Below are 11,781 nucleotides of genomic sequence, written 5' to 3' on the forward strand. Positions count from 1 at the left end.
AATCATATTATTTTTTCCTATACTGATACTTCATATGAATAGAATGTTACATTTATCTAATAACAGTTCTTAATACATGGCCACAATTTGGACATTTGTAATCAATTATAGTTTCATCATAACATACAGTTTCTTTTTTAACAGGGTATATCCTCTTTACAGTTTTCACATTTCTCAACCATTTATCTCATTCCCCCTTTTCTTTTTGAGAATATACTCAACAGGTCTTCATCGCTCATGTTATCTATATTATTGAATATGTTTTCTACCTTTGATAAACGTTCTTCCATATTAATTAATTGGTCTTCTTTTTCATTGTATTTTTGTTCTAATTCTAGATATTCCTGACTCTTAATATCAATATTTGTTACATCCATATTTATAGTTAAACAGTCTAAGTGAGAGATGTATTTTTCTTTTAGTTTGTTTGGGTTTTCCATGAAATAAGCTGTATGGGTAGTGTCTTTTCTACGTCCTTGTAATGCATCAACTTCATCTAAACTCATACCGTCATTATATAATTGGCTTGCATTAAATTTACGGAGCATGTGACTACGTAAGCGATTGTATGTTCCTTTTTTACCTAATTTCAATATGTTGTTTAATTCGATGAATAATATTGTCACATAATCTTCATGGATAGGGAATAATTTGTCTTCAGGTTTGATTTCTCCTTCGATGGTTAACATGTAAGATATTAATGCTTGGACTGCTTCAGGACTGCAAAATGTGTAGTAGTATTTGTTTGTTTTTTGTCTTTTTAATCTGAATGTTGGGACTATGTCTTCACGGTCCTGGAGTTGTGTTATTATATCGTAGATGTTATCGGAGTTGTGATATTGTTTTGTTGCGTTTATGAAATCTTGGATGGTTAGGTTTAGTGTTTCTCTTTTTGCACATCCGCTGCTGCTCATGAATAGTATTATTGCTTTCATTCTGTTGTCTGCAATTTTTAATGCTTTTTTGATGATTTCTTTTGTTGGCAGATCTGCATAGTTTATTGGTTCTGGTGTGTTAATGTTTTTGGTGTTTAATGGTGGCAGTTCACCTATCTCTATTTCAAAGTATTTGTATATTGCTCTTATAGAGTTGAAGTAGTTTTGTACTGTGTTCTTTTTGTAGTTTTCAATTAAGTATTGTCTGAAGTTTAGTAATCTTTGTTTTAGTTTTCTGTCTCTCCATCGTATCCTTTGTTCTTCTTCAGTATCTGCTTCTTTTATTAGTTCTGCTAGTGTTGATTGTTGTTGTTTGCAGTATTGTTTTACAGCATTTTTGTATATTTTCTTTGCGGATTTGGAATGTGTTTTTGCGTGGTGTATTTCGTTTAGGATATCCTCATTACTTTTCATAGTATCATCTTTTATATTGGTATATATTTTGCTCTTTTGTGAGAGCTTTTGAAAAGTATTGGGTAACCGCCTTACTATTTTACGAATAACATAATATTAAATTGATTTTCCAATTAATTAATGTTTACTAAAAAAACATATCATTTAGACCATTGATATGCTATTCTTGGAGAGCCATCTGCCACATATATCGTTCCGCACTTTTGAAATCCGCTTTTTTCAATCAGCCCCTGCATGATCAAATTGCTTTCATGAGTATCTATCCTGATATCATCCGACAAGCCCCTGCAATAACTGATGGCGCAATTAAATATTCCTCTTAGCTTTCCGTCACTTGCCATTCTGTGTATCGTCACATACTGATTATCATTTAGCCATTTGCCGTTTTCGATATATCGGTAAGTCGGCTCATCCCCACTAAAAAGAGCAAACACCCCATGGGGACCTTCCCTGTCACATATCAAATGGCAGAGCCCATTGTCAATATCCATCTTGATTAAATCCCTGCTGGGATATTCATACCCCCACTGGTCGGGATTTCCGGATTCCATCATGAATTCCTGAGCAATATGATATATCCTCATGATATCGCTTAAATCCTCAGCTACGGCCTTTCGAACAAACATGCTAATCATTAAAATACTTAAGAATTTGAGAAAAGTCATCAACAGCCTCTAAAATATAATCGTTTTCCCAATCCTCCTCATTTCCATAACCCCATCTGACAATGACACAATCGATTCCGGCATTTTTTGCAACTTCAATATCCGTTATGGAGTCCCCGATATAGATTGCCTCATCCAAACCGACATTTGCCTTTTCGATTATCTTATTCAACCCATATGGATCCGGCTTTGAAGGAAAATCCATTTCATGGCCTTCGATTGCAATAAAATCAATGTCACTGAAGAATTTGGATACGAAAAGCTCTATCGAATAGGTGAACCTGTTTGAATTGATGGCCAATGAAACATCATTCTGCTGCAGTCTCTCCAGAATGTCATGGGATTGTGGAAAGGGCACGGTGGCTTCCTTTTTTGATGATTCATAAAAATCCAGATAGACTTTTTTAAATGATTCAATATTTTCAGGAGTGCTCTTATCCCTTAAAACCAAAGAAACGATTTCATCAATGTTGCCGCCCAAATATCCAATATAGTCCTCGCGTGTCAATGTGGGCAAGTCATACTTGGACAGTGCCATGTTAAAAGAGACCACGACATCATCCACCGAGTCAATCAATGTTCCATCAAAGTCAAAAATTGCAAGCTTTTTCATAGTTTAATATTTATGTTTAAATTATTAATTATTTTTTCGAAGGGAATACAGACAAATCGGCAATGCCAATAATGTTATGAATGATGAAATATAATAAACAGGAGCATACCCGCTGGTTGCCGTGACAAAGCATCCGAGAAGTGCAGGTCCGAAACCCATCGTTGCATCACAGAATATGTAAAAAGTGGATACCGCATATGAACGGCGATGTTCGGGAGCATTTCTTGTAACAATGGTTGTGCAGGCCGAATTCAGTGTCCCGAAACCCAATGCTGCGCATACCGCACAAATCATGACTGTCATTGCGGATGGGGCGAATGCAATTAAAAAGAGACCGATGCTTTGTGCAACGATTCCGACGACACAGATTATCAAATCTCCACCCCTGTCCTGTATTTTTCCTGCAACAGGCCTTGACAGGACCAAAACAACAGAATATATCAAAAAGAACCATGAAAAAACACTAGCCAGATCAACTTCAACGGCATAAAGCCTGTAAAAAGACAAGATTGAAACATAACCGAGACTTGTCAGTGCTGTGAAAAGAGAAACGGGGATTGCCTTGATTTCAAAAACCTTTTCAATTCCGGAATAGCTATTACCGTTATCCTTAACCAAATCAGGATTGTTTCCAGGGTCATGCTCGCTGACATCGACAAAATATATGAAAATCAATGCAAGGGCGGAAAAGATGCTTGCAGCCATAAAACAGCCGTATGAACCTATGTTATCATATAAGAATCCGCTGATATAAGGACCAAGGCCAACAGCCAATGTAGTTCCAAGCATAAAATAACCGAAAGCTTCTCCAAAACGACTTTTTGGAAGCACATCCGAAGCTATTGTAACGATTGCATTTGCCGTTGCCCCGAAACCTATACCGTGAATAAATCGAACGATCAAAAGCAAGGTGACATCATTAACTACAAAATACAAAAGGCATGAGAGAAAATGAATGCTCATAAATATCAGGGCTATTTTTTTCCATCCCACCTTTTCCAATGCGTTTCCCGAATAAATCCTTGAACAGAGCCCTCCAAAAATATATAATCCTGAAACAAGCCCTGCAATAGTGGCTGTTGAGCCCAATGATATGGCATATTCAGTCACTGTTGACATCAATGCATACATCACCAATGCCGAGAAAAGCAAGGCTCCGAACACCAGAAAGAAATCCCTAGTAAAAATCTTTTCATCATCTTCACGAACATTCATTAATTAAACTTATGTATGATAAAATTAAAAATATTTTTCATTATAACCTTAACATGAATTTATAATCATTGGAGGCAAAAATGTATAAAAAAATTCTAATAGCTTTAATAATCATTGCGTTGCTTGTGCTCGGAGGGCTTATTGCTTTTACAAATGACAATGGCAACGGCAATGTCGAGACCCAAATTAATTTTTTGACTAACCAAACACTTAAGAATGGAGACTCAGTTGAATTTCAGCTTACTGATTCCCAAGGAAACGCCCTTGCAAATCAGAACCTGAAGATTGTGTTTGCATCCACCAAAGGGCAACCCCAAAACTTCACTATCACTACAGACAGTCAGGGAAAAGGTGCGCTTGTATTGAATGGAGAAGATGACGGCAATTATACAGTGACCGTAACCTATGACGGAGACAATAACTATAAGGGATGCTCTGCAAATCAGAAAATAACTGTAGGTGATGCAAGTGTGCAAAATGGTGATGCGACTTCAGATTCATCACAATCCACACAAACCAGTCATTCCTCCAGCTCATCATCCTCTGATATGAACTATGACAGTGAAAGGAATGTGCAATATGATTCAAATGGCATAATCAGAGGCGGGCAAAACGATGGAGAAAGATACAGCGATGTCCAAGGCCAATCCCAATCTGTCGATAGCGAAGGTAATTTAATCTAAACCGATTAGATTATCTCCCTTTTTTCTATTTTTAACAATTCAATTTTTCTGTCTATTCCGCCGGCATATCCGGTCAGCTTCCCATCAGAGCCCAAAACCCTGTGGCAGGGAATCAAAATTGAAATCGGATTGTGGGCCACCGCGCCGCCAACGGCTTGAGCAGACATTGTCTTTGATAATCTTGAAGCGATTTCACCATACGTCAATGTTTCACCATACGGAATTTCAGAAAGTATCTTCCACACCTTCAATCTGAATTCAGACCCCTCCGGCCTAAGCTTAAAATCAATTTCCGGATTCAAACCGTCAAAGTAATCGTCAAACCAGATTTTGACCTTCTTAAAAATAGCCAGATCATCATCATTGACCAGATTGTCAACTGACGGAAAGTGCTTTTGTCCGTAAAACCAAACCCCACAGATGGCCTCGCCATCGCTCACCATCAAAATTTTTCCGATTGGAGAGATATAATCCGTTGAGAAATACATCTTTCTACATGTATGATTTGAAAAACTCTTCAAATTCCTCATCATCCATAGGCTCCGGAGTTGATGCGTTTTCATTGTTCATAATGCTTGAAGCAAGGTTAATGTATTCATGTGCTTCATCGCTTTCAGGGTATTTTTCTACAACGGTTTTTGCATCTAATTCAGCATCCTGAATTAAATTACTCCTATGAATGACTCCAACTACATGAGTTCCTATCTTTTCAGCAAAGTCTTTTACAATTTCCTCTTCCCTATCAACATTTCTGCAGTTGCAGACAATGCCGCACAAGTTTCCCTTAAGTTTCCTAATACCCCTGACGATATTGTTTGCAGCATAAAGTGACATGTATTCTCCTGAAGTTATTATGACCACCTCATCGGCATATTTTTCACGCAAAGGTACTGAAAAACCACCGCAAACAACATCACCCAATACATCATAAACAACGACATCCAGGTCTTCATCGAAGATGCCCAAATTTTCAAGGCGCTTCATTGCAACGATAACGCCGCGTCCTGCACAGCCCACACCAGGTTCGGGTCCTCCACTTTCAACACATAGAATATCCTTGAATCCTTTAAAAACCAGATCCTCCCTTTCGGGTTTCCTGTTTTCCTTTAAGGTATTGACAACTGTAGGAATTCTTTTGCCATATAAAGTACGTGTTGTATCCGCCTTTGGATCGCAGCCAATCACCAAACAATTCAAGTCTTCATTTGCCCAAACAGCAGACAAATTAGCTACTGTAGTGCTTTTTCCGATTCCGCCTTTACCATAAATGGCTATCTTTTTAATCATTTGAATTCCTCTCAATTAACTTATAAACAAAGTCATTTTGCCTTACTTTTGTTGGAATGGCTATTGCCACATTACAGCCTTTCTTAGCTTCGCCAACGCTTTTGCCTTCAATTTGCATTGAATCTATTGTGTGGGTTATTGACCCGGTGGTCTGGCCCTGAATCATTATCTCATCGCCCAATGACAGGTCATCCCATATTCTGATTTCAGCGGCCTTAACCCTATTGTAATAGTTGACGACCTGCCCGATATCCCTCTTGACATATTTTGACTGGTTGTCCTCACTTGTCTCGAAGGGAGTGTTAAAGTAAAAGTTTGTGTCAAATCCGCGATTGAATACGCTTGTCAGCTTGTCCATCCATTCATCCCGAACCTCATATCCTTCAGGGTTTGTTAAATAACTGTCAATGGCCTGCCTGTAAACTCCAGTAACCATTGCACCGTAATCAGGGCTTCTGGCCCTTCCTTCAATTTTAAATGATGCAACACCGCTTTTGATAAGTTCCGGAATGTATTCTATCATGCACATGTCCTTTGGTGAAAAGAAATTGGTCCTGTAGCTTCCATCATCACTTCCCATGACCATGAATCTTTCATCTTCAACATCAGAGAAGTTAACGACATTGTCATCACCCTCTTCATAGGTCAATGTCCAGTTCTTTCGGCACGGCTGCAGGCAATCTCCACAATTTGCACTTCTTCCATACAATCCATAACTTAAAAAGCACCTGCCCGAAATTGCCATACATATCGCTCCGTGAATAAAAATTTCAGTTTCGATTGGAGATTTTTCGGTGATTTCGGTGATTTCCCTTAAGGATAACTCTCTGGAAAGAATCGCCCTTTTGGCCCCTAACTTTTTAAGAGTTTTAAGGGCATAGGAATTGGTGACATTTTCCTGGACGCTGACGTGAGCCTCAAGACCGTGAGATACGGTATCCTCAATCAGACCGATATCCGATAAGATGAGCCCGTCAATTTCCGATGATGAAATCCTTTCCAGATTCCCTTCAAGCTCACAGGCCAATCTTTCATTTAAAATGACGTTGGTGCATAAATAAGTTTTGGCCCCATACTCCTTTGCAATACATGAAACCTCACTCAAATCATCAAGAGAAAAGTTTTTGGCATTTGCCCTCATGTTATAGTCATCAAGACCAAAATAAACTGCATCAGCCCCATTTTCTAAAACAGAGCGTAATGAAATAAAATTTCCTGCCGGAGCCAACAATTCAACCATAATAATCTAAGGCTTATAATAAGTTTCGGCTTCAATACCTTCCGGAAGTTCTGTAGGATACTCCTCATTAATACATCCCAGACATAAATTCTCTTTAGGCATTCCAATGGCTTTCACTAAGGATTCCAATGTAATGTAACCTAATGAATCAATATTCAATTGCTTTTGAATTTCTTCAACGCTATAGTTTGCAGCAATCAACTCCTTTTTGGTTGCCATTGCAACACCATAATAACAAGGTGAAATAACCGGAGGACATCCCACTAAAAAATGAATTTCTGCAGGTTCCGCTTCCTTAACAAGGTCAAGCAACTTTTTGGAAGTGGTTCCCCTTACAATACTGTCATCAATTAGAATAATCCTTTTGCCTTTGATTGCATCCTTAATCGGATTAAGCTTAAGCCTAACCGCCAATTCCCTTTCTGCCTGAGTTGGCATGATAAATGTTCTTCCGACATACCTGTTTTTAATCAAACCCTCACCATATGGAATTCCTGAAGCCCTGGAGTATCCTATAGCCGCAGGGATTGATGAGTCCGGAACGGGAATTACCAAATCGGCATCGATAGGATATAATTCATGCAATTGACGCCCGATATTCATTCTGGTCTGATAAACATTAATGCCGTCTATTGTACTGTCCGGCCTTGCAAAGTAAACATATTCGAACATGCAGTGGGACAATTTGCATTCGCCGGCGCTTTCCAGCATATAGGAGTTAATCTCATCATTATCAAAGTAAACAACTTCACCAGGCCTGATATCCCTGATGAAATCCGCATTAATAACATCAAAGGCAACAGTTTCGGAAGCCAATATAAAATCATCATCTTTTTTAGCGACTGCAAGCGGTTTTATTCCCATAGGATCACGCACACCATACAATTCACCATTCACAAGAATAGTTAATGCATAGGACCCCACAAGTTTTTGGGAGACCGTTTCAATGGAATCGATTATACTTTTATTATTATCATAATGCTCCTTTCTAAGCATATAACAGATCACTTCAGAATCTGTGTCTGATTTAAACTCATAGCCTTCGGATATAAGTTCATCCCTCAATTCAGATGAGTTTACAATATCCCCATTATGAGCCATGGCGATGAATCCATCATCAAAATCAGTGACAAAGGGTTGTGAATTTTCAAGTCTTGACTGGCCGGTGGTGGAATATCTCACATGGCCAATAGCCATATGCCCCTGCAAATTCTGAATTTCATAGTCTTTGAAAACATCTGTTATCAAACCCATTCCACAATAATAATTCAAACCTTTATCTGGATTAAAAGTAGCTATTCCGGCTGATTCTTGACCTCTATGCTGTAAAGCATACAAACAATAATAAACAAAGGATGCGACATCTTTAGATTCATCTTTAGAATGAATACCAACAATACCGCACTTATCTTCCATTTCTCCTTGCATGTGCTAACTCCTAAAATAGTATAGTTGTAATTATGTTTCAACTAGTATAAAATAATATTTATTTCGGAGGGGCTAATCCCAAAAATTTTCAAAATTATTTGGAACGTCATAATCGTCCAACACTTCCGGAGGTTTGGATTCTTTAGTTTCCTGCAAATCTTGCTTTAAATCCTCTTCATTATCCTCAATGAATATCAATGCAGTCCTGATTATCTTTAACCAATCGATTGCATCCTGCTTTGATTGGGCGGCTATATAACCCTGCCCTACAATGACATTATTGGGCTTGAAGTTGTTAGTGGCAATTACAATCTGCTCTTCATTGTTCAATTCCTGCCTAAAGGTATCCTGCCACAATTCATTTAAGTCAAACACTTCCAGAATATTTCGGGAGTAAATGTCTTCATAGCGTAGTTTAAATGCTGAAAATTCGGATTTGATATTATCAACATCTTCAAGCAACTCCTTATTTTCTCTTGAAAATACTTCATTCTCCTTAATAACCTTATTATAGTCATCCAATAGGTTATTATAGTTATGAGTTACTTTCATCAGCTTATTCTCTAATGTATGGATATTGATTAAATTTAAGGAATAGGATAATGTCGATTTGATTATCGAATTCAAGATTTCCTTTTGGGCCAAACTAAAGTCTATGGATTCATCTTCAACAATTATATTATTGTAATCAAACAATCCAATATTGTTAAAATCAGTTTTTAATTCATTGTACAAAACATTATATGTTTCATCCTGACCATAGCTTCCAATAAGTATTATATCAGCGCCTTTAGCCACTTTCCTAACAATGCTCAATTCGGTTGTTGGAATAATGGATGAAACAATAATATTGTAATCCCTTTCAAGTTGGATATTGCCCACTGCCTTTGAAACCATCTGCGCAATGTCCAATCCCTGAACAATAATACGGACATCAATTTTTGACTCATGAGTTTCATTTTCCATGGAAATTACCTAAATCCTATTTACTTTCTCATGCCACTTCCATGCTGATGAAACAATCTCTTCAAGATCATATTTGGGAGCCCAGCCTAACTTTTCATTGATTTTAGTTGAATCGGCAATCAGTATGGCAGGATCACCTTCACGACGTTCATCGACCTTAACTTCAAAATCACATTTGGTGACTTTTCTGCACATGTCAATAACCTCACGAACGGAATAACCCTGACCGTTTCCCAAATTGAAGACATCGGACTCATGTTCCTTGCATAAATATTCATATGCCTTAACATGCGCATCAGCCAAATCGTTTACATGAATATAATCACGAATGCAGGTTCCATCAGGAGTGTCATAATCATCCCCAAATATGGAAATGCTATCCCTCTTACCTATGGCGGCATCCAACACTAATGGAATCAAGTGAGTTTCAGGGTCATGCAATTCCCCAATCTCACAATCAAAATCACAACCTGCCGCATTGAAATACCTTAAAGATACATAATTGAAATCACCTTTTTCAGCTTCTCTTTCCAAAGCCTTTTCAGTGATGAATTTGGAGTGTCCATAAGGATTGATTGGTTTTAATTCTGTATCTTCAGTGATTGGAATCATCTCAGGATTCCCATATACGGCTGCAGTTGATGAAAAAATAAATTTATCAACACCAAATTCCCTCATAATCTTTAAGAGATTTAAGGTGTTTTTATAGTTATTCTTAAAATATTTCTGCGGCATTTCAACAGATTCAGCTACAGATGAGAAAGCCGCAAAATGAATGACACCGTCAATGTCATATTTTTCAAAAACTTCTCTCAAATCACTACTTCCAAAATCATAATTTTCAAAGTTTCCCCATTTTGCAAAAGACTCATAACCCTTACATAGATTATCTACAACCACAGTATCATATCCGGCATTATGCAATGCCTTATTTGTATGAGCCCCAATATAACCTGCTCCGCCAGTAACTAAGATCAATCTTAACACCTATACAAATTTACCTAATTTCAATAAAGCTTTAGGAGATATCTTAATTAATTTTTTAACAATTTCTGTTGTTGAAATCTTATCAAATTCTTCACCCTGGAATGCATGTCCTATACTGTCCAATTCATCATCAGACAAAGTAAGCAGGTATTCCTGTACCTTTTTATATCTTTTGATTTCATGGTCTAGCTCTTCATGTGCCATTTCATCATATAATTTCAAGTATTTTTTGGAACAGTCTTCCTTGATAGCCTGTGCAGCCACTTTACCAGCACACATTCCACCAGTCATACCGGAAATGATTCCTCCACCGGTCAACGGGTTAACCTGACCTGCAGCATCTCCAACAACCATAATATTATCATCATAAAGTTTTTTGGTCATTCCCCCAACTGGGTCTCCACCCACATTCAATTCAACTGCCTGAGCGTTCTTTAAGTAAGGAGAAGTTGCAACAAAATCGTCCAGGTATTCTTTTGCTGTTTTTTCCGCTTTATGAGGCAATATTGCCAAACCGACATTTGCAATGTCATCACCCTTAGGGAAAATCCATACGTATCCTCCAGGCGCACATGAACCTAAGTAAAATTCTATTACTCCAGGTTTTTCAAATTCAACATTGCACATTTCGTACTGTACACCTGATTCCATTTCTTTAGGTTTTGCAGCAGGCCTTAAACCTGCCCATCTTGCAACGTGACCTTCCGGACCGTCAGCAGCAATCAAGATTCTGCATTTAAAAACTTCCTCTTTGCCCATGGATTCTGTGATGACCATAAAGCCATCATCAATCTTTTCAATTCCGGTTACTAAAGTTTTTATTCTGATTTCAGCACCTGCCCTTGCAGCATCCATTGCCATATGTTTATCGAATACCTTTCTTTCCAAAACATAACCCGCTTCGGGGATCTTTACTTGGTCTTCTGTTAACCAAACATCAGTTCCGTCAGGAGTCTGTATCCTTACACCCTCGATTTTTTTAGTAATCCAACGAGGGGAAGGTTCAATGCCCAATTTTTCCAATCCCTGAATTGAAACACCTTCAGCGCATCTTTTTGGTGAACCTATTTCAGATTTCTTATCCATTAAAATAACTCTTGCTCCACCTAATGCGGCATGTTTAGCTGCACTGGAACCTGCAGGTCCGGAACCTACTACTATTACATCAGTTTCAATCATAAAAATCATTCCTCTTTTTCTAAAGCATCGATTGGACAAGCTTTAATGCATGTATCACAATCTTTACAGTCATCTTCATCAAAAACTAAAGAATACTCTCTTACTTGTATTAAATTTCTTGGGCAAACACCAGCACATTCACCACAGAATGAACACCATTCTTTAACTA

13 protein-coding genes are annotated in these 11,781 nt (G+C 37.9%); 1 reads left to right on the forward strand and 12 read right to left on the reverse strand.

What is annotated here, in order from left to right; all coding sequences use genetic code 11:
- Window positions 1-182: 182 nt before the first annotated feature.
- The 4 genes from ACKI4K_RS07695 to ACKI4K_RS07710 all read right to left on the reverse strand — a co-directional run bounded on the left by ACKI4K_RS07695 (window position 183) and on the right by ACKI4K_RS07710 (window position 3,842).
- Complete coding sequence (locus ACKI4K_RS07695; RefSeq protein ID WP_407423879.1) at window positions 183-1,349, reverse strand: tyrosine-type recombinase/integrase; 1,167 nt, start codon at window positions 1,347-1,349, stop codon at window positions 183-185.
- Window positions 1,350-1,489: 140 nt separating this feature from the next.
- Entirely contained in the window at window positions 1,490-1,984 is a 495-nt protein-coding gene (locus tag ACKI4K_RS07700) for a hypothetical protein (RefSeq protein WP_407423881.1), read from the reverse strand.
- On the reverse strand, window positions 1,977-2,627 hold the full coding sequence (locus ACKI4K_RS07705; RefSeq protein ID WP_407423883.1) for an HAD family hydrolase: 651 nt from the start codon (window positions 2,625-2,627) through the stop codon (window positions 1,977-1,979). Before ACKI4K_RS07705 ends, ACKI4K_RS07700 begins: the two co-directional genes overlap by 8 nt.
- Before the next feature lie 24 nt (window positions 2,628-2,651).
- The gene (locus ACKI4K_RS07710; RefSeq protein WP_407423885.1) at window positions 2,652-3,842 is read right to left on the reverse strand and encodes an MFS transporter; all 1,191 of its coding nucleotides are present in this window, start codon (window positions 3,840-3,842) and stop codon (window positions 2,652-2,654) included.
- 80 nt (window positions 3,843-3,922) lie between these two features.
- On the opposite strand from ACKI4K_RS07710, the gene ACKI4K_RS07715 reads away from it, so the two are divergent.
- Complete coding sequence (locus tag ACKI4K_RS07715; RefSeq protein ID WP_407423887.1) at window positions 3,923-4,525, forward strand: hypothetical protein; 603 nt, start codon at window positions 3,923-3,925, stop codon at window positions 4,523-4,525.
- Between the two features lie 5 nt (window positions 4,526-4,530).
- Here ACKI4K_RS07715 and ACKI4K_RS07720 read toward each other — a convergent pair whose 3' ends face one another.
- The 8 genes from ACKI4K_RS07720 to ACKI4K_RS07755 all read right to left on the reverse strand — a co-directional run.
- Window positions 4,531-5,013 carry a methylated-DNA--[protein]-cysteine S-methyltransferase gene (locus tag ACKI4K_RS07720; RefSeq protein WP_407423889.1) on the reverse strand — a complete coding sequence of 161 codons (483 nt, stop codon included), beginning with the start codon at window positions 5,011-5,013 and terminating at the stop codon, window positions 4,531-4,533.
- Window positions 5,014-5,017: 4 nt separating this feature from the next.
- Window positions 5,018-5,812, reverse strand: coding sequence for a Ni-sirohydrochlorin a,c-diamide reductive cyclase ATP-dependent reductase subunit (gene cfbC, locus ACKI4K_RS07725; RefSeq protein ID WP_407423891.1), 795 nt, complete (start codon window positions 5,810-5,812; stop codon window positions 5,018-5,020).
- The gene (locus ACKI4K_RS07730) at window positions 5,805-7,052 is read right to left on the reverse strand and encodes a U32 family peptidase (RefSeq protein ID WP_407423893.1); all 1,248 of its coding nucleotides are present in this window, start codon (window positions 7,050-7,052) and stop codon (window positions 5,805-5,807) included. The genes cfbC and ACKI4K_RS07730 overlap by 8 nt, the downstream gene beginning before the upstream one ends.
- A gap of 6 nt (window positions 7,053-7,058) precedes the next feature.
- Window positions 7,059-8,480 (reverse strand): amidophosphoribosyltransferase, encoded by a 1,422-nt coding sequence (purF, locus tag ACKI4K_RS07735; protein ID WP_407423895.1) that lies wholly within the window; start codon window positions 8,478-8,480, stop codon window positions 7,059-7,061.
- A gap of 72 nt (window positions 8,481-8,552) precedes the next feature.
- Entirely contained in the window at window positions 8,553-9,446 is an 894-nt protein-coding gene (locus ACKI4K_RS07740) for a hypothetical protein (protein WP_407423897.1), read from the reverse strand.
- Between the two features lie 9 nt (window positions 9,447-9,455).
- Complete coding sequence (galE, locus tag ACKI4K_RS07745; protein ID WP_407423899.1) at window positions 9,456-10,424, reverse strand: UDP-glucose 4-epimerase GalE; 969 nt, start codon at window positions 10,422-10,424, stop codon at window positions 9,456-9,458.
- A gap of 9 nt (window positions 10,425-10,433) precedes the next feature.
- Window positions 10,434-11,612, reverse strand: coding sequence for an NAD(P)/FAD-dependent oxidoreductase (locus tag ACKI4K_RS07750; RefSeq protein WP_407423901.1), 1,179 nt, complete (start codon window positions 11,610-11,612; stop codon window positions 10,434-10,436).
- 5 nt (window positions 11,613-11,617) lie between these two features.
- A partial coding sequence (locus tag ACKI4K_RS07755) for a 4Fe-4S binding protein (RefSeq protein WP_407423903.1) occupies window positions 11,618-11,781 on the reverse strand: 164 nt, incomplete at its 5' end.

The organism is Methanobrevibacter sp. (assembly GCF_045644645.1).
Taxonomy (GTDB): domain Archaea; phylum Methanobacteriota; class Methanobacteria; order Methanobacteriales; family Methanobacteriaceae; genus Methanocatella.

Bases quoted from the DNA above. Each gene is read 5' to 3' on its own strand.
- ACKI4K_RS07720 (WP_407423889.1), bottom strand. From the start codon at position 5,013: ATGTATTTCTCAACGGATTATATCTCTCCAATCGGAAAAATTTTGATG.
- ACKI4K_RS07710 (WP_407423885.1), bottom strand. From the start codon at position 3,842: ATGAATGTTCGTGAAGATGATGAAAAGATTTTTACTAGGGATTTCTTT.
- ACKI4K_RS07700 (WP_407423881.1), bottom strand. From the start codon at position 1,984: ATGATTAGCATGTTTGTTCGAAAGGCCGTAGCTGAGGATTTAAGCGAT.
- ACKI4K_RS07695 (WP_407423879.1), bottom strand. From the start codon at position 1,349: ATGAAAAGTAATGAGGATATCCTAAACGAAATACACCACGCAAAAACA.
- purF (WP_407423895.1), bottom strand. From the start codon at position 8,480: ATGCAAGGAGAAATGGAAGATAAGTGCGGTATTGTTGGTATTCATTCT.
- cfbC (WP_407423891.1), bottom strand. From the start codon at position 5,812: ATGATTAAAAAGATAGCCATTTATGGTAAAGGCGGAATCGGAAAAAGC.
- ACKI4K_RS07740 (WP_407423897.1), bottom strand. From the start codon at position 9,446: ATGGAAAATGAAACTCATGAGTCAAAAATTGATGTCCGTATTATTGTT.
- ACKI4K_RS07730 (WP_407423893.1), bottom strand. From the start codon at position 7,052: ATGGTTGAATTGTTGGCTCCGGCAGGAAATTTTATTTCATTACGCTCT.
- ACKI4K_RS07705 (WP_407423883.1), bottom strand. From the start codon at position 2,627: ATGAAAAAGCTTGCAATTTTTGACTTTGATGGAACATTGATTGACTCG.
- ACKI4K_RS07750 (WP_407423901.1), bottom strand. From the start codon at position 11,612: ATGATTGAAACTGATGTAATAGTAGTAGGTTCCGGACCTGCAGGTTCC.
- ACKI4K_RS07715 (WP_407423887.1), top strand. From the start codon at position 3,923: ATGTATAAAAAAATTCTAATAGCTTTAATAATCATTGCGTTGCTTGTG.